Source organism: Rhodococcus sp. D-6 (assembly GCF_040256695.1).
Classification (GTDB): domain Bacteria; phylum Actinomycetota; class Actinomycetes; order Mycobacteriales; family Mycobacteriaceae; genus Rhodococcus; species Rhodococcus pyridinivorans.
On record NZ_CP132970.1, the window covers coordinates 1,725,656 to 1,742,842 of the forward strand.

The window sequence follows — 17,187 nt, forward strand, 5'->3', positions numbered from 1 at the left end:
GTCCGCTCCGATGGACGGTGATGCGGTGCCGGCGGCGCGCGGGCACTAGGGTTGGCGCGTGGCGATCTCGAAAGTCGAACGGCTGGTGAACCTGGTCATCGCGCTGCTGTCCACCCGACAGTTCGTGACCGCGGAGAAGATCCGGGCCTCGGTGGCCGGCTACTCCGAATGCGCGAGCGACGAGGCGTTCAGCCGCATGTTCGAACGGGACAAGAACGAACTGCGCGATCTCGGGGTGCCCCTCGAGACGGGCCGGCCGTCCCGGTCGTCGACGGTGGAGGGCTACCGCATCAACCGCGACGCCTACGAACTGCCCGAGATCGACCTCACCCGCGAGGAGACCGCCGCCGTGGCCGTCGCCGCCGCGCTGTGGGAATCGCCGGAGCTGACCGCCGCCGCGCAGGGCGCGGTGCTCAAGCTGCGCGCCGCCGGGATCCGTGTCGACTCGGACGGCGGGGAGGTCGTCGCGCCGCTGCCGCCGCGCGCCCGCGGTTCCGAACCCGCGTTGACGGCGTTGCTCGCCGCGATCGACGCGCGCCGCGCGGTGCGGTTCACCCACCGCAGTTCCCCCACCGAGCCGTGGTCGACGCGCACCGTCGAACCGTGGGGTGTGGTCACCGTGCACGGCCGCTGGTATCTCGTCGGCCACGACCGCGATCGCGACGCCGTGCGCACCTTCCGGCTCTCGCGCATCGGCGACGAGATCACCGCGATCGGCCCAGAGGGGGCGGTGCAGATCCCGGAGGGCGTGGATCTGCGGGGGCGGGTGCTCGCCGCGACCTCCCCGGCGGAGGTCAGCGGATCGGCACGCCTGTGGGTGGCGGACGGACGCGCGTGGGAGCTACGCCGGCTCGGACGGACCGGCGCGGCCCGGCGGATCGGCGACCGCGACGGGGTGGAACTCGAGGTGCCGGTGCGCTCGTGGGAATGGATCGCCCGGATCGTCGCCGGGCAGGGCGCGGACGCGTTGGTGCTCGACCCACCGGAGTTGCGGGCCGAGGTGCACCGCATCCTCGAACAGGCGGTCACGGATGCGGGGGAGGAGGAGCGATGAGCACACGACTGTCGGCGCGACTGGGACGACTGCTCAATCTCGTGCCCTACTTCCTGGCGCACCCGGGGATCAGCGCGGCCGAGGCCGCCCGCGATCTCGGGGTCACCCCCAAGCAGGTGATGGACGATCTGAAACAGCTGTGGGTGTGCGGCCTGCCCGGCTACGGACCCGGTGATCTGATCGACCTGTCGTTCTCCGAGGACAGCATCGTGGTGACCTTCACCGCCGGCATCGAACGACCCCTGCGGCTGACCTCCACCGAGGCCACCGCGCTGCTCGTGGCGCTGCGGTCACTGCAGGAGATGCCCGGCGTCGTCGACCCGTCCGCGGCGCAGTCGGCGATCGCGAAGATCGAGGCGGCCGCCGGGACCGCCGCGCTGCCCGCCGACACCGCCACCACCGACACCGCCACCGCGGCGACTGCCGAGCCTGATCCGGAGGCAGCCGGGGACTCCGACGCCGCCGGACAGGTGCGGGCCGCGGTGCGCGACGGGCGCGCCGTGCACCTGACCTACTATTCGGCTTCCCGCGACACCATCTCCGAACGCGACGTCGACCCGATCCGCATCGTCATCATCGACGAACACGCCTACCTGCAGGCGTGGTGCCGCAGCGCCGAAGGAGTGCGGCTGTTCCGCTTCGACCGCATCGACGCCGCCACCGTGCTCGACGAGCCGACGCGACCGCCGCACCGGGCGATCACCGACGACGAGCACCTCGAACTGTTCGAGGGCGACCCGTCGCTGCCCGCCGCGCGGCTGCGCATCGCCCCGTCGTATACCTGGCTGCTCGACTACTACCCGCTCACCGACGTGCAGGTGCTTCCCGACGGCAGGTGCGAGGCGTCGATGCGGTACGCGTCGCCGGGGTGGATGGCGCGGCTGCTCGTCGGTCTCGGCGCCGGGGTGCAGGTGCTCGACCCACCGGAGTTGCGGGCCGCGGTGCGGGCGCGGGCCGAGGCGGCGCTGGCGGCCTATGCCGAGCTCGACGGGGAGAACGCGACCCGCGGTGCGGGTCCGACACCGTGACGGTCGCGTTGTGCAACATCGACGTGAACCCTCCGCAAATTGTGGGTGGATACACCGGCGCGAAGCCTCGGTGTGTGCTCGAGGTCCGGTAGCATCGATCGGAGCCGATCAGTGGAGGTTGTTGTAAATGGGTGCAATGAGCCCCTGGCACTGGGCCATCGTGGCGCTGGTGGTCGTGATTCTCTTCGGTTCGAAGAAGCTGCCCGACGCCGCGCGCGGTCTCGGTCGTTCGCTCCGGATCTTCAAGAGCGAGGTCAAGGAGATGCAGAACGACGACGCCCGGGCGTCCACGCCGCAGCCGGCGCCGAATCCGTTGCCGGCCGCGCAGCCGACAGCCGATCCCGCCGCGCCGAACACGCACACCGAACCGCGGTCTGCCTGACCGACGTTCATCCTGCCGGGGCGCCCACCACGGGTGTCCCGGCGTTCCGCTGACCCCGGCACGCCCGCACGCCGGTGGTCTCGACAGGAGCTGAGAACCGCACCGTGCGCATCCCGTTCGATCCGCGCCGAAGCCGGCGCAAGACCAATCCCGACGGCACCATGTCGCTGGTCGAGCACCTCTACGAATTGCGCACGCGTCTGCTGATCGCTCTCGCTGCGATCGTGCTCACCACCATCCTCGGCTTCGTCTGGTACAGCCGCAGCCTGTTCGGCCTCGACAGCCTCGGGGAGATCCTGCGCGGCCCCTACTGCGACCTACCCGCCTCGGCCCGCGCCGACCTGAGCAACGACGGCTCGTGCCGACTGCTCGCTACCGGACCGTTCGAGCAGTTCATGCTGCGCCTGAAGGTCGCCGCGACCGCCGGCATCGTCATGGCGTGCCCGATCTGGCTGTACCAACTGTGGGCGTTCGTCACCCCCGGCCTGTACCGCAAGGAACGCCGCTACGCGATCGGCTTCGTCACCTGCGGGGCGGCGCTGTTCGTCACCGGCGCGGTACTGGCCTATCTGGTGATCTCCCACGCGTTGTCGTTCCTGCTGTCCGTCGGCAACGACGTGCAGGTCACCGCCCTTTCGGGCGCCGAATACTTCGGGTTCCTCATCAACCTGCTGGTGATCTTCGGGGTGTCCTTCGAGATCCCGCTGGTGATCGTCGCGCTCAACGGCGTCGGGGTGCTGCCCTATGCCAAGCTCAAGGCGTGGCGGCGCGGGCTGATCATGGCGGTGTTCGTCTTCGCCGCCATCGCCACCCCCGGCCAGGATCCGTTCTCCATGCTCGCCCTGGCGTTGGCGCTCACGCTGCTCGTGGAGTTCGCCATCCAGATCGCCCGGCTGACCGACCGGCGCCGCGCCCGCAAGGCCCGCGCCGAGGGCTGGGCCGATCTCGACGACGACGAGGGTTCGACGATCCCGGCCCCGAGCCCGGTGGAGCCGGCAGCGCCGACGGCGCCCACCGACACCGTACGGACCGATCCGGCCCGCACCGACTACTCCGACACCCTGTGACCGGCGACCCCACTCCCGGCCCTGCCGGTAACGACGAGACCGGCACCGCGCCGCTCGTCCCCACCCCGCAGCTCGCGGAGTTCGCCACCGGCCTCGGGTTCCCGCTCGATCCGTTCCAGATCGAGGCGTGCCGCGCCCTCGAGGGTGGGCATTCGGTGCTGGTGTGCGCCCCCACCGGCGCCGGCAAGACCGTCGTCGGCGAGTTCGCGGTGTATCTGGCGCTGCAGGGCGGTTCCAAGTGCTTCTACACCACCCCGATCAAGGCGCTGAGCAACCAGAAGTACGCCGATCTGTGTGCCCGGCACGGCCGGGACTCGGTGGGTCTGCTCACCGGCGACCAGTCCATCAACTCCGATGCGCCGGTGGTGGTGATGACCACCGAGGTGCTGCGCAACATGATCTATGCGTCGTCCACCGCCCTGATCGGGCTCACCCACGTGGTGATGGACGAGGTGCACTTCCTCGCCGACCGGTTCCGCGGCGCGGTGTGGGAGGAGGTGATCTTGCACCTGCCCGAGGACGTGCGGCTGGCGTCGCTGTCGGCGACCGTGTCGAACGCCGAGGAGTTCGGCGACTGGATGACCACGGTGCGCGGCGACACCACCGTCGTCGTCGACGAGGTGCGGCCCATCCCGCTGCACCAGCACATGATGCTCGGCTCCCGTATCTACGACCTGTTCGACCGCCGCGCCGACACCGACACCGCCCCGACCCGGCGGCGCCGCGACATCGTCGTCAACCCGGAGCTGGCGTCGGCGGTGCGGCAACGGCAGAGTCTGTCCGGGATGGACCGCTGGGGTGAACGTGGCCCCCGCTTCCGGCCGCCGCCGCGCCCGGAGGTCATCGTCCGTCTCGACCGCGACGGTCTGTTGCCGGCGATTACCTTCGTGTTCAGCCGCGCCGGTTGCGACGCCGCGGTGCAGCAGTGCCTGCGCTCGGGTCTGCACCTGACCGACGAGACCGAAGCCGCCGAGATCCGCCGGATCGTCGACGAGCACACCCGGGATCTGCCGCGCGGCGACCTCGAGGTCCTCGGCTACGCGTCGTGGCGCACCGCCCTCGAACGCGGCATCGCCGCCCACCACGCCGGGATGTTGCCGGCTTTCCGGCACACCGTCGAAGAACTCTTCGTGCGGGGGCTGGTGCGGGCGGTGTTCGCCACCGAGACCCTCGCGCTGGGCATCAACATGCCAGCCCGCACCGTGGTGCTCGAAAAGCTCGTCAAGTTCAACGGCGACACCCACGCCGAACTGACCCCCGGCGAGTACACGCAGCTGACCGGCCGGGCCGGGCGGCGCGGCATCGACGTCGAGGGCCACGCGGTGGTGCTGTGGCAGCCGGGCATCGAACCGGCCTCGGTCGCCGGGCTCGCCTCCACCCGCACCTTCCCGCTGCGCAGCTCGTTCCGCCCGTCCTACAACATGGCGGTCAACCTCATCGACGCCGTCGGGGTGGAGCGGTCGCGGGCGCTGCTCGAGATGTCCTTCGCCCAGTTCCAGGCCGACAAGTCGGTGGTCGGTCTCAAACGCGGCATCGACCGCAACGAGGCCACCCTCGCACAGCTGCGCGACCAGCTCGGCGGTGAGGGCAGCGAGATCCTCGACTATCTGCGGTTGCGCGCCGAGCTGACCGACGCCGAACGCGCCCACGAGCGGCGCGGCAAGCAGGATCGCCGGGCCGCGGCGGTGGCGTCGCTGGTGACCCTGCGGCGCGGTGACATCATCGCCGTGCCCGCCGGTAAACACACCGGCCTGGCCGTGGTGGTGCTGCCGGACACCGACGCCGGCGATCCGCGGCCGCAGGTCGTCACCGCCGACGCCTGGTCCGGTCGCCTCTCCGCCGGGGACTTCCCGACCCCGGCGACGGTGCTGGGCACGCTGCGGCTGCCGCGGCACGTCGATCACCGCACCGGCCGCGGGCGCCGCGACATCGCGTCGGCGTTGCGGTCGAAGGGCCTCGTGCCGCCGCGCCGTCCCAAGCGCAGCACGTCCAAGGGCGACACCCGCGAGATCGACGCGTTGCGCCGCGAACTCAAGCACCATCCGGCCCGCAAGCACCCCGATCTGGACTCGCTGGCGCGTGCCGGGGAGCGCTACCACCGGTTGCTGCGCGAAACCCAGCAGCAGCGCCGCAAGGCCGCCGCGGCGACGGATTCGCTGGCGCGAACCTTCGAGCGGATCGTCGCGCTGCTCACCGAACGCGGCTATCTCACCGAGGGTGACGATCCGGCGACCACCGAGGCGGGGGAGCGGCTCGCCCGCATCTACACCGAATCGGATCTGCTGGTCGCCGAATGCGTGCGTCGCCGTGCCTGGGCGGGACTGTCCGCCGCCGAACTCGCGGCGGTCGCCTCGGCGGTGATCTACGAGTCGCGCACCGACGAACCGGTCACCGTCGTCGGGCCGACCGGCTCGATCCGGCACGCGCTGGCCGAAACCACCCGGATCTGCGACGGCTTGCGGGCCGACGAGATCCGGCACCGGCTGCCCCCGACCCGCGAACCGGATCTGGGTTTCGTCACCGCCGCCTACACCTGGGCGTCGACCGCGTCGCTGACCGAGGCGCTCGTCGCTGCGGAGGCCGCCGGCAAGGAACTTTCACCCGGAGATTTCGTGCGGTGGTGCCGGCAGCTGATCGATCTGCTCGACCAGATCCGCACCTGCGCGGACGATCCGGAACTCGCCCGCACCGCCGGCAAGGCGGTCGGGGCGGTGCGTCGCGGGGTCGTCGCCGTCGATCCCACCGCCGAATGACCCGGCCCCTGCGGGGTGTCCGGGACGCCCGGTAGGCGTGGATGCCCGCGGCGGGTGGACGCTACCGTATGGGCACACAACGGGAAGGGTGAGTGGAGACGACGATGACCGGGCCGAACGAACCGCAGGACTCGCCGGGGCAGAAGCCGCCGGAATCGACGGATCCATGGGCACCCAACCCGACCTCCGGGGGCGGTGAGCAGCCCGGATCACCGTGGGCGCCGCCCGCCGGCCAGCAGCAGTGGGGGCAGGGCAGCGGCACCGGCTGGGGACAGTCGACCGCCGGGCAGTCGCCGTGGCAACCCGACACCGGTGCGGGCGGGAACGCTCCGCAGCCCGGGTGGGCGCCGCCCGCCGGGCAGCAGACTCCCGCGCAGCCCGGTGCCGGGCATCAGAATCCGTGGGGTGCGCCGACCGGTGCGCCGCAACAGGGCTGGGGTCCGGCCCCGCAGCCGACCGCCCCCGGCTGGGGGCAGCCGGCACCCGGTCAGCAGGCACCAGGACAGGCACCGGGCTGGGGTCAGCAAGCGGGCGCACAGCAGCCGTGGGGCGCGCCCGGTCAGCAACCGACGCAGCCCGTCCCCGGGTGGGGTGGGCAGCAGCCCGCCGGGGCGCAGCCCTGGGGAGCGCCCGCGAACACCTGGCAGCAGCCCGGCGGCGCGCCTCAGCAGAACGGCAAGTCGAAGCTGCCGTGGATCCTCGGCGGCGCCGGGCTCGTCGTGGTGCTCGCCATCGTCGGGATCCTCGCCACGACGATGTTCGGTGGGAAGGTCCTCGACACCGAATCCACCCAGGCGGGCATCGCGAAGGTGCTCACCGAGTCCTACGGGGCCGGGCAGGTCGGCGACGTGCAGTGCCCGAGCGATCAGAAGGTCGAGGCCGGCCACAGCTTCACCTGCGCGGTCACCGTGGACGGCCAGTTCCGGGAGGTGACCGTCACCGTCACCGACGACAACGGCACCTACGAGGTCGGCCGCCCCAACTGACCGGAAGCGGTCATCGGTCGGCCAGGGCCGCGACCAGCGCGGACACCGGCCGTTCCAGACCCCACCGCTGTGCCAGCGCGGTGAGCTGCTCCGGAGCGGCCGGTGCCGCCGGCAACACGTCCGAGCGGGACAGGTCCACGTCCGCGTCGGTGGCGACCCGCACCACCGGCAGCGCCGCATCCAGATAGTCCGCCGCAGCGGCGAGTTTGACCCGCATGCCCTTCGCCATCGACGACGACTCGTCGACCGCGGCCGCGCGCACCGCGTCGAGGGAGCCGTACTGCTGCAGCAACGACGCGGCGGTCTTCTCCCCGACCCCCTTGACGCCGGGCAGTCCGTCCGACGGGTCGCCGCGCAGCACCGCGAGTTCGGCGTAGGTGGCGCCGGCCCGCTCGCCGGGCACCCCGTAGCGTTCGGCGACCAACGCCGGATCGAACAACTCGGCCTTGGCCAATCCGCGCCCGGCGTAGAGCACCCGCACCGGCACCGGACTGTCGGCGACGACCTGCAGCAGGTCGCGGTCGCCGCTGACCACGATCACCCGGTCGATGGTCTCGCGGGCGGCGAGGGTGCCGAGCACGTCGTCGGCCTCGAAACCGGCCGCCCCGCCGGTGGCGATGCCGGCGGCGGCGAGCACGTCGAGGATCACCGGCACCTGCGGCAGCAGCGCGGGTGGGACCTCCTCGACGGTGCCGTCCGACCCGGTGGCGACCCGGTGCGCCTTGTAACTGGGGATCGCCGCGACACGGAAGGCCGGCCGCCAGTCCAGATCCAGGCACACCACCAGCCGGGTGGGGCGGTGGGTGCGGATCAGCGAGGCCACCATGTCCACGAAGCCGCGCACCGCGTTGACCGGGCTGCCGTCGGGGGCGGTGACCTTCTCCGGGATGGCGTGGAAGGCGCGGAACCACAGGCTCGCGCCGTCGAGCAACATCAGCGTGGGGTCCGGTGCGGGCGTGGGGTTCTCCGGTGCGGTCACGGACCACATCCTGCCATCCGGCCGCGGCCACTAGGCTCGAAGACATGACCACTGCCGCCCCCCGATTCCCCGCCGACCGTTACGCGGCCCGCCTGGCCCGCGCCGCCGAACTCGGTGCCGCCGCCGGCTTCGACGCGCTGCTCATCACCCCCGGACCGGACCTGCGGTATCTCACCGGTTCGCGCGCCGAGTCGTTCGAGCGCCTGACCTGCCTGGTGATCCCCACCGACGGCTCCGGCGCCACCGTGGTGGTGCCGCGGCTGGAGTTGGCGTCGCTGAACGACTCCGCGATCGGTGAGCTCGGTCTGCCGGTGCGGGACTGGGTGGACGGTCAGGATCCCTACGCGCTCGTGCGCGAACTCGTCGCGACGGCGGGGGCGTTCGCGGTGGCCGAGGCGATGCCGGCGCTGCACCTGGTGCCGCTGACCGCCCGGTTCGGCAACGCCCCGGCGCTTGCGACGTCGGTGATCCGGCAGCTGCGGATGGTCAAGGACACCGACGAGGTCGAGGCGTTGCGCCGCGCTGGTGCCGCCATCGACCGGGTGCACGCCCGCATGGGTGAATGGTTGCGCGCGGGACGCACCGAAGCCGAGGTGGCCGCGGACATCACCGCCGCGATCCTCGAAGAGGGACACACCGCGGCGGCGTTCGTCATCGTCGGTTCCGGCCCGCACGGCGCCGACCCGCACCACGAGGTGTCCGAGCGGGTCATCGAATCCGGCGACATCGTCGTCGTCGACATCGGTGGTCCCGTCGAACCTGGCTACTACTCGGATTCGACCCGCACCTACAGCATCGGCGAACCGGACCCGGAGATCGCGACGAAGATTGCGGTGCTCGAGAAGGCACAACAGACCGCAGTGGATGCGGTGCGGCCCGGCGTGCGCGCCGAGGACGTCGACGCCGCCGCCCGCAACCTGCTTGCCGCCGCCGGCTACGGGGAGGCGTTCGTGCACCGCACCGGGCACGGAATCGGCCTGTCGGTGCACGAGGAGCCGTACATCGTCTCCGGCAACGACGACACCCTGCAGCCCGGCATGGCGTTCAGCATCGAACCGGGCATCTACTTCCGCGGCGAGTGGGGTGCGCGGATCGAGGACATCGTCGTCGTCACCGAGGACGGCTGCGAGTCGATGAACCTGCGCCCGCACGGATTGACGGTGCTGCCGGGCTGAGACCCGGCCGGGTTCACCGCTCGTCGAGCAGGGCGAGCAGCGTGTCGGCGAGCGGACCGGGATGGTCGGCGGCGGCCTGCCGCAGCGCCTCGTTGCGGGCGCGGATCTTGCGGGCGAACTTCGTCTGCGCGCCGGTGAGAACCTCGTAGGTGAGGATCTCGGTGTCGTAGTCCTCGACGATGCCCAGCAGCCGGTCGAGTTCGGCGACGGTGAGCAGGACGGTGGCCAACTCCGGGAAACCCTCCTCGGCGGCGTGCCCGGTCGCGAGGTCGCGGCGGGTCTTCAGATCGGCGAGGAAGACGTCGATACTCGGGGTGCGGTCACTGTCCATCCCGCAGACAGTAGAACCCCGACACTGCATCCCGGAGATCGACCCGGGACACTGGGCCGCATGAACCACACCGCGCAGGGAACCGTCGTCATCTTCGGGGGACGCAGCGAGATCGGCGTCGAGGTCGCCACCCGACTCGCGGCGGGCCGCACCGTGATCCTGGCCGCGCGTCGCGCCGACGACCTGGCCGACGAGTGCGCCGCCGTGCGGGCAGCGGGTGCCACGGCGGTGCATCCGGTCGAGTTCGACGCCGATGCTCTCGACACCCACACCGCGGTGCTCGACCGGATCGCCGCCTTCGGGCCGATCGATGTGGCGGTGCTGGCCTTCGGCATCCTCGGCGACCAGGCCCGCGCGGAAACCGATGCCGCGCATGCGGTGTCGATCGTGCACACCGACTATCTCGCGCAGGTCGCGTTGCTCACCGACCTGGCGCAGCGGCTGCGCGGCCAAGGCTCGGGTCGGCTGGTGGTGTTCTCCTCCGTGGCCGGGTGGCGGGTGCGCCGCGCCAACTACGTCTACGGCTCCGCGAAGGCCGGCCTCGACGGTTTCGCGTCCGGCCTGACGGATGCCTTGCACGGCAGCGGAATCTCGCTGCTGCTGGTGCGCCCCGGTTTCGTGATCGGCCGGATGACGGAGGGTATGAGCCCGGCACCGTTGTCGAGCACCCCACCGCAGGTCGCCGACGCGACGGTGCGGGCGCTGCACCGCGGGCGCGGGGAGGTGTGGGTGCCGGCGGTGCTTCGGCCGGTGTTCTTCGGGATGCGGCTGTTGCCGCGCGCGATCTGGCGGCGGCTGCCGCGCTGACCGCCGGCGTGCAGTTCTCGTCGTCGCTGTTCGGCGTGTCGCGACGACAACTGCACGCGCGAGAGACGATCAGCTGCGGCGGGATTCGAGCAGCCGCAACCAGATCTCGCTGATCGTGGGATAGGACGGCACCGCATGCCACAGCGCATCCAGCGGCACCTTCCCCACCAGGGCGACGGTGGCGGCGTGGACGAGTTCGGCGACCTCCTGGCCGACGAAGGTCGCGCCGACGAGGGTGTCGGTGGCCCGGTCGACGACCAGCGCCGCGTGCCCGGCGTAGTCGTCGCGGGCCAGCGATGCACCGGCGACGTCGATGTCGGCCTCGAGGATCTCGACGTCGAGTCCGTCGGCGCGGGCCTGCTCGGCGGTGCGGCCGACCGCGGCGATCTCCGGGACGGTGAAGATCACCTGCGGGACCTGGCCGTGGTCGGCGCTCGCCCGGAACCGTGACCCGTCGGTGGGACGGTTCTCGGCGCGGGCGGCGATGACGTCCCCGCACACCCGCGCCTGGTATTTGCCCATGTGGGTCAGTGCGGCGCGACCGGCGATATCCCCGACCGCGTACAGCCATTGCCCGTTCACCCCGTCGACGGTGAGATCGTCGGCGACGGTCACCTTCCCGTCGGTCAGGCCGACGCTGTCGAGGCCGAGTCCGTCCACGGCGGGGTGGCGGCCGGCGGCGACGACGATCTCGTCGACCTCGAGGGCGCTGCCGTCGGACAGTTCGACGGTGGCGGGACCACCGTGGATGCAGCCGACGCCGGTGTCCTTCACATCGGGGCGCTGCACCGAGCGGATCTCGGTGCCGTAGCGCACATCCAGGCCCTTGTGGGCCATGCGGGTGGCGACGCGTTCGGCGGCGAACGGCTCCACGCGCGGCAACAGGCGGTCGCCGCGCACCGCGAGGGTGAGTTCCTCGACGCCGAGTTGCCGCAGCCAGGTGGCGGTTTCGCAGGCGACGACACCGCCGCCGACGACGAGCACGCGGCGGGGGATCTCGAGCAGGTTCGTCGCATCGCGGGAGGTCCACGGCAACGCGTCGCGCAGCCCGGGCAGGTCCGGGATCGACGGGACGGTGCCGGTGGCCAGGACCACGGCGTGCCGGGCCTGCAGGCGACGCTCCCCGTCGCTGCCGGCGACGGTGACGGTGCGTTCGCCGTCGAGGCGGCCGTGGCCGCGCACGACGTCGATGCCCGCGCCCTTCGCCCAGTCCACCTGGGAACTGTCGTCGCGGTTGTGGGTGAAGCTGTCGCGGCGGGCCAGCACTGCCGGCACCTCGACGCCGTGGGCGCTGATCTTGTCGGCGACGCCGGGCATGTTGCGGGCGGTGGCGAGCACCTGGGTGGGGCGCAGCAGAGCTTTACTGGGCATGCATGCCCAGTAGGAACACTCGCCGCCGACGAGTTCGTGCTCGACGAGCACGGCGGTGCGGTCGCTGCCGGCGATGGCGTACTGGGCGGCGTTCTCCCCGGCCGGGCCCGCACCGAGGACGATCACGTCATAGCTGTCGGATTCCGCTGTCGGACCGCTCATCCGTCCACGATAGGCGCGGCCGAACCGTCGGCGGGCCGGATCGGGGGCGACGGTCCGGTTCGCGAAGTCCACCCGTTCGTGCAGGTCAGCGGCGGCTCAGCGCAGATGCGGGGAGTCGGCGTCGAAGATCAACCCCATCGGGGCGAGCACCCGCACCACCTGTTCGGCGGTCCACTCGTCGAGATCGCACAGCAGCACCGACCGCCACGGGGTGACGATCACCGGACGTTCGACGGCGGCGAGGAATTCCGCCAGGCGCGCGGGGAGGATCCCGCCGGGCAGCCCGCCGGCGAGGGTGACGGCCCCGTCGGGCTGGTCGAGCCAGCCGATCGGTGGCCGCGGCCGCTCGGGCACTGGTTCCGGATCCCCGGTGGGGTCGGTCGGTGGGGTGAGCAGCGCCTCGGCGGCGTCCTGCGGGTCGACGCGCACCCCGGTGTCGGCGCCGTCGCGGATCACCGCGAAGCGGCCGTCGGGGCGGGCGAGGACCGCGACGGTGGGGGCGAGGGCGACGATGTCGCCGGTGCCGTCGTCGAGCCCGAGGACGGTGCCGGCCGGCACCGGCCGCTCGTCGAGGCGCGCAAGCACCGCGGCGGTGAGTTCGCGCAGGTCGTGGTGTCCGCCGATGCGGCCGCTGAGCGGGGAGACGAGAAGCCGTGCGCGGGTGGGCACGTCGACGGTGAGACCGGCGGCGGTGAGCGCCGCGCTGATCGCGGCGTGGTCACCCCGCACCTGCAGCTGGGCGTGGGCGGTCAGATGCAGTTCGCCGCCGCCGTGGGTGTGGGCGAGTTCGGCGAGCAGCTGCACCTGCGCGGAGGTCAGATGCCCGGCGGGCAGGTGCACGTCGACAGCGGTATCGGCCATGACCGCCAGCGTAGAACGCGGCGCCGGCGGGACGAGCGGTGCCGTGAGACCGGGCGGTTTGTAGGGTGGTGGCCATGCCCGAGTCGACGACCCCCACCTTCGCGGACCTCGCCGCCGCCAAGTTCGTGCTGCTGACCACCTACCGCAAGGACGGCAGCGCGGTGGACACCCCGGTGTGGGCGGCGCCCGACGGGAACCGGCTGCTGGTGTGGACGGTCGCCGACGCCTACAAGGTGCGGCGGTTGCGCCGCGATCCGCGGGTGTCCCTGGCGATCTGCGACGCGCGCGGCAACCCGAAGTCGGCGGCGGTGCCCGGCACGGGGGAGGTGCTCGACGCCGACGGCTCGGCGCACGCCCGGTCGGTGATCGCCCGCAAGTACGGACTGCTCGGCCGGATCATCGTCGGCGCGAGCGTGGTGCGCCGTGGCCGCACCGGCACCGTCGGGTTGGCGTGTGCGCTCGATCCCGCCGACGACACGGCAGGCCGGTAGACGTCGTGGCGCGCTCTCACACCTACCGGTCCCAGGCGATCGCGGTGGCGCTCGCGAGCAACCCGCTGATCTCCGGTTCGAGTCGCTGGAAGTGGTTGCGCCGCGCCGGTGTCGACGCCGCACCGCCGAGCCTGATCCACACCGGCGTGGTGGTGCAGGGCCTCGGCCGGCTCACCCTCGGCGCGGGCTCGTTCGTCAACCACGGTTGCTATTTCGACACGGTCGCCGACATCACCCTCGGGCAGCGGGTGTTCCTCGGCGACCACGTGCGGGTGCTCACCAGCAGCCACCGCATGGGCACCGCGGAACAGCGCGCGTCGACGCTGACGGGGGAGCCGGTGACCATCGGCGACGGCGCGTGGATCGGCTCCGGTGCGGTGGTCATGCCGGGCGTGAGCATCGGCGCCGGTGTGGTGATCGGCGCGAACTCGCTGGTGACGAAGGACTGTGCCCCGCACACGCTGCATCTGGGCAGCCCCGCCCGGCACGTCCGTGACCTGGACTGACCCCGCACCGGCAGCCCCGCCCGGGTCGTCCGATCCCGTAGGGTCCGTGGTGATCTCGGCCTCACCTGCGGGGCCGCGCTCTACCGGCACCTGCGCGCCGAGGCTCCCGGTGATTTCGGGCCGCAGCACGGTTTCCTGTTCGAGCACGTGAGCAAGACCCGCCCCGAGGCGATCGGCACCGACGAGGTGAAGTGGAACTTCACCAAGTTCCTCGTCGACCCGCAGGGTGCGGTGGTGCGCCGCTTCGAGCCGACGGTCACCCCCGAGGAGATCGGCAAGGAACTCACCGACCTGCTCTGAGCGCCTACCGGTCCGGTCGGTGGACGTCACCGACCGGACCGGAGGTCAGTGGGCGGCGCTGACCGAGGACATGTGGAAGTCGGGGATGCGCACCGGCGGCATCGCGGTGCGGGTGAACCAGTCTTTCCACTCCCGCGGCAGGGTGCGTTCGGTGGCGCCGATCTCGGTGGCGCGGCCGAGCAGATCGACCGGGGATTCGTTGAACCGGAAGTTGTTCACCGCCGCCCGCACCTGCCCGTCCTCGACGAGATACACCCCGTCGCGGGTCAGGCCGGTCAGCAACAGCACCGCCGGATCGACCTCCCGCAGGTACCACACGGTGGTCAGCAGCAGACCGCGTTCGGTGCGGGCGATCATGTCGTCCACATCGGCGGTGCTGCCACCGGTGAGCAGCAGATTCTCACCCGGCGCCGTGGGGGTGGCCCCGAATTCGGCGGCTGCGGCCCGCGGATACGCCAGCGCGTGCAGGGCGCCGTCGCGGAGCCAGTCGACCCGCGAGGCGCTCATCCCGGTGTCGAACACCGAGACGCTGTCGGTGGAGGCGGTGGCGACCACGAACGGCGCATAACCGAGCCCCGGGGCGGCCGGATCGGACGTCAACGTCACCGGCAGCGCGGCGATCTGCTCGCCGAGGCGGGTTCCGCCGGGCCCAGCCCACACCGACCGGCCTTCCTCGGCGCCGCGCCCGTCGAGGGACCACAGCAGCGGGATCATCAGGTCCGCGACCACCGAGGGTGGCAGCAGCGTCTCGTACCGTCCGGCGGGCAGGTCGACGCGGGTACCGGCCCAGTCCAGCCGCCGCGCCAGTTCGGCACGCAGCGGATCCATTGCGATGTCGGTGAAGTCGACGGTGCCGGCGCCGACCCAGGCGCTCGCCCCGGTCAGGCCGCCGCGTTTGCCGTTGATCTCGAGCGAGCCGTCGCGTTGCACCCAGCGGCGCCGCACCCCGGTGGAGGTGCCCAGCCACATCGTCGTGGATTGGTGGTGGGCGAATCCGTAGAGGGCGTCGGTGTCGTCGAAGCCGGCGGCGAGCCCGTCGAGGAGCGGGGCGAAGACCTCGACGTCGGTGCCGACGGCCTCGTCGCCCCACTGCGGGTCGGTGTCGTCGCCGTCGATCAACGGCATCGCATCCGGTGCCGCCGGGGCCTGCTGCGCGGCCGCCCACGCCGCGGCAACCACCGCGCCGATGTCGTCGGCGTCGACGATCGGGGCGCTGACCACCCCGCAGTGTGCGCCGTCAGGGGTGCGGCGGATCGCGAGGATCGTGGCGCCGCGGGCACGGGCGGAGCCGTTGGTGGTCATCGAACTGCCGGCCCACCGCAGCGACGCCTCTGCACTGTCGGTGACCATCACGATGGTCTCGTCGGCAGGGGAGGTCGCCAGGGCGGTTTCGACGAGTCGGTCTCCGGGGATCATCGGCCACCTTCCTGCACCGTGTTGAGCACGTTCACGCCGCGCACCAGCACCGACGGGCAACCGTGCGAGACGGACGCGACCTGCCCGGGTTGCGCCTTGCCGCAGTTCATCGCGCCGCCGAGCTGCCAGGTCGACGCGCCGCCGACCGCCTCGAGGGCACCCCAGAACTCGGTGGTCGACGCCTGATAGGCCACATCGCGGACCTGCCCGGCGAGCCGGCCGCCGCGGATCCGGTAGAACCGCTGCCCGGTGAACTGGAAGTTGTGCCGCTGCATGTCGATCGACCAGCTGCGATCACCAACGATGTACAGCCCGTCGTCGACCCCGGCGATCAGATCGGCGGTGCTGCGATCGACGCTCGGATCGGGTTGCAGCGACACGTTCGCCATCCGCTGGATCGGCACGTGATGCGCCGAATCGGCGTAGGCGCAGCCGTTCGAGCGGGCCACCCCGAGCCTCGGGGCGAACGCCCGGTCGAGTTGGTAGCCGACGAACACCCCGTCCTTCACGAGATCCCAGGACTGGGCGGCGACTCCGTCGTCGTCGTAGCCGACGGTGGCCATGCCGTGCGGTTCGGTGCGGTCGGCGGTGACGTGCATGACGTCGCTGCCGTAGCGCAGGCTGCCGAGCAGGTCGGGGGTGGCGAACGAGGTGCCGGCGTAGGCGGCCTCGTAGCCGATGGCCCGGTCGTATTCGGTGGCGTGCCCGACCGATTCGTGGATCGTCAGCCACAGATTCGTCGGGTCGATCACCAGATCGGTGCGGCCCGGGATCACCGACGGGGCCTGCGCCTTCTCCGCGAGCTGGGCGGGCAGCTCGGCGAGCTCACGGCTCCAGTCCCACCACCGGTCCGAGGCCACGAATTCCCAGCCGCGACCGGTCGGCGGGGCCAGGGTGCGCATCGACTCGAAGGTGCCGGCCGCACGGTCGACGCGGGTCGCGTCGAGGTCGGAGTGGATCCGCACCCGCTGCTGGGTGATCGTCGACCCGGCGAGATCGGCGTAGAAGGTCTGCTCCTTGACCAGGGTCAGATTCGCGGCGACGTGGTCGACACCGACGGCGTCCTGCAATCGCCGCGAACGGTCCTCGAGCACCGCGATGCGCTCGGCGGCGGGGACGGTGAACGGGTCGATCTCGTACGGCGAGACCCACACCGCGTCCCGGTGGACCGCTTCGTCGGCCCACTGCACCGGATCCCGGTTCAACGCGCGCAGGGTGCGGGCGACCGCGACGGCGCGGGCCGCGGCGTCGGCGGCGCCGTCCGGGCCGGGCACCGGATGCGACGCGAATCCCCAGGTGCCGTCGAGCAGCACCCGCACCGCCACCCCGCAGTCGCTGTCGTCCACCGCCGCCTGCAGCGCGCCGTCGCGCAGGATGCTCGTCCCGGTCCGGATCCGATGCACCCGCACATCGGCGTGACTCGCGCCCGCCGCCCGCGCGACCGACAGGCCCGCGTCGGCGGCCGCGTGCAACGGCAGGGCCAGGAAATCGTCGTCCACCGCATTCACCCGCCCACCG

General features: G+C 72.0%; 16 protein-coding genes and 1 pseudogene. 11 read left to right on the forward strand and 6 right to left on the reverse strand.

All coding sequences use genetic code 11. The features are described 5' to 3' along the window. The first annotated feature begins 58 nt into the window (after positions 1 to 58). The 6 genes from RBB84_RS08185 (at position 59) to RBB84_RS08210 (ending at position 7,270) form a co-directional block, all read left to right on the forward strand. Positions 59 to 1,054, forward strand: a complete 996-nt coding sequence (locus RBB84_RS08185) for a YafY family protein (protein ID WP_006552178.1) — start codon at positions 59 to 61, stop codon at positions 1,052 to 1,054. Next, positions 1,051 to 2,082, forward strand: coding sequence for a YafY family protein (locus RBB84_RS08190; RefSeq protein WP_064255672.1), 1,032 nt, complete (start codon positions 1,051 to 1,053; stop codon positions 2,080 to 2,082). Before RBB84_RS08185 ends, RBB84_RS08190 begins: the two co-directional genes overlap by 4 nt. A gap of 127 nt (positions 2,083 to 2,209) precedes the next feature. Then, on the forward strand, positions 2,210 to 2,464 hold the full coding sequence (gene tatA / locus RBB84_RS08195; protein WP_033098352.1) for a Sec-independent protein translocase subunit TatA: 255 nt from the start codon (positions 2,210 to 2,212) through the stop codon (positions 2,462 to 2,464). Between the two features lie 104 nt (positions 2,465 to 2,568). Further along, entirely contained in the window at positions 2,569 to 3,531 is a 963-nt protein-coding gene (tatC, locus tag RBB84_RS08200) for a twin-arginine translocase subunit TatC (protein WP_019289529.1), read from the forward strand. Beyond that, positions 3,528 to 6,284 (forward strand): DEAD/DEAH box helicase, encoded by a 2,757-nt coding sequence (locus RBB84_RS08205; protein WP_064255673.1) that lies wholly within the window; start codon positions 3,528 to 3,530, stop codon positions 6,282 to 6,284. Before tatC ends, RBB84_RS08205 begins: the two co-directional genes overlap by 4 nt. Before the next feature lie 104 nt (positions 6,285 to 6,388). Further along, positions 6,389 to 7,270, forward strand: coding sequence for a DUF4333 domain-containing protein (locus RBB84_RS08210; RefSeq protein ID WP_064255706.1), 882 nt, complete (start codon positions 6,389 to 6,391; stop codon positions 7,268 to 7,270). Between the two features lie 10 nt (positions 7,271 to 7,280). Here the strand turns inward: RBB84_RS08210 and RBB84_RS08215 are convergent, their stop codons facing one another. Beyond that, the gene (locus tag RBB84_RS08215) at positions 7,281 to 8,258 is read right to left on the reverse strand and encodes a 5'-3' exonuclease (protein WP_064255674.1); all 978 of its coding nucleotides are present in this window, start codon (positions 8,256 to 8,258) and stop codon (positions 7,281 to 7,283) included. A gap of 35 nt (positions 8,259 to 8,293) precedes the next feature. On the opposite strand from RBB84_RS08215, the gene RBB84_RS08220 reads away from it, so the two are divergent. After that, positions 8,294 to 9,424 (forward strand): Xaa-Pro peptidase family protein, encoded by a 1,131-nt coding sequence (locus RBB84_RS08220; protein WP_064255675.1) that lies wholly within the window; start codon positions 8,294 to 8,296, stop codon positions 9,422 to 9,424. Positions 9,425 to 9,437: 13 nt separating this feature from the next. Here RBB84_RS08220 and RBB84_RS08225 read toward each other — a convergent pair whose 3' ends face one another. Further along, positions 9,438 to 9,755 (reverse strand): hypothetical protein, encoded by a 318-nt coding sequence (locus tag RBB84_RS08225; RefSeq protein ID WP_064255676.1) that lies wholly within the window; start codon positions 9,753 to 9,755, stop codon positions 9,438 to 9,440. 60 nt (positions 9,756 to 9,815) lie between these two features. On the opposite strand from RBB84_RS08225, the gene RBB84_RS08230 reads away from it, so the two are divergent. Next, entirely contained in the window at positions 9,816 to 10,562 is a 747-nt protein-coding gene (locus RBB84_RS08230) for an SDR family NAD(P)-dependent oxidoreductase (RefSeq protein WP_064255677.1), read from the forward strand. Positions 10,563 to 10,631: 69 nt separating this feature from the next. On the opposite strand, the gene RBB84_RS08235 is transcribed toward RBB84_RS08230, so the two are convergent. Together RBB84_RS08235 and RBB84_RS08240 are read right to left on the reverse strand one after the other, a co-directional pair. After that, positions 10,632 to 12,095, reverse strand: coding sequence for an NAD(P)/FAD-dependent oxidoreductase (locus RBB84_RS08235; protein WP_064255707.1), 1,464 nt, complete (start codon positions 12,093 to 12,095; stop codon positions 10,632 to 10,634). Positions 12,096 to 12,191: 96 nt separating this feature from the next. Further along, positions 12,192 to 12,956 carry a precorrin-3B synthase gene (locus tag RBB84_RS08240; RefSeq protein ID WP_064255678.1) on the reverse strand — a complete coding sequence of 255 codons (765 nt, stop codon included), beginning with the start codon at positions 12,954 to 12,956 and terminating at the stop codon, positions 12,192 to 12,194. A gap of 74 nt (positions 12,957 to 13,030) precedes the next feature. Here RBB84_RS08240 and RBB84_RS08245 point away from each other — a divergent pair, with 74 nt between their 5' ends. From RBB84_RS08245 to RBB84_RS08255, 3 genes and pseudogenes are all read left to right on the forward strand, one after another. Then, the gene (locus RBB84_RS08245; protein WP_006550019.1) at positions 13,031 to 13,447 is read left to right on the forward strand and encodes a PPOX class F420-dependent oxidoreductase; all 417 of its coding nucleotides are present in this window, start codon (positions 13,031 to 13,033) and stop codon (positions 13,445 to 13,447) included. Between the two features lie 5 nt (positions 13,448 to 13,452). Further along, the gene (locus RBB84_RS08250; protein ID WP_019289564.1) at positions 13,453 to 13,953 is read left to right on the forward strand and encodes a DapH/DapD/GlmU-related protein; all 501 of its coding nucleotides are present in this window, start codon (positions 13,453 to 13,455) and stop codon (positions 13,951 to 13,953) included. Positions 13,954 to 14,031: 78 nt separating this feature from the next. Beyond that, a pseudogene (locus RBB84_RS08255) lies at positions 14,032 to 14,253 on the forward strand (glutathione peroxidase); the annotation flags it as partial. A 45-nt stretch (positions 14,254 to 14,298) separates the two neighbouring features. On the opposite strand, the gene RBB84_RS08260 reads toward RBB84_RS08255, so the two are convergent. After that, positions 14,299 to 15,669 carry a metallopeptidase TldD-related protein gene (locus RBB84_RS08260; protein ID WP_006550016.1) on the reverse strand — a complete coding sequence of 457 codons (1,371 nt, stop codon included), beginning with the start codon at positions 15,667 to 15,669 and terminating at the stop codon, positions 14,299 to 14,301. After that, positions 15,666 to 17,177, reverse strand: coding sequence for a TldD/PmbA family protein (locus tag RBB84_RS08265; protein ID WP_064255679.1), 1,512 nt, complete (start codon positions 17,175 to 17,177; stop codon positions 15,666 to 15,668). Before RBB84_RS08265 ends, RBB84_RS08260 begins: the two co-directional genes overlap by 4 nt. Positions 17,178 to 17,187 lie beyond the last annotated feature (10 nt).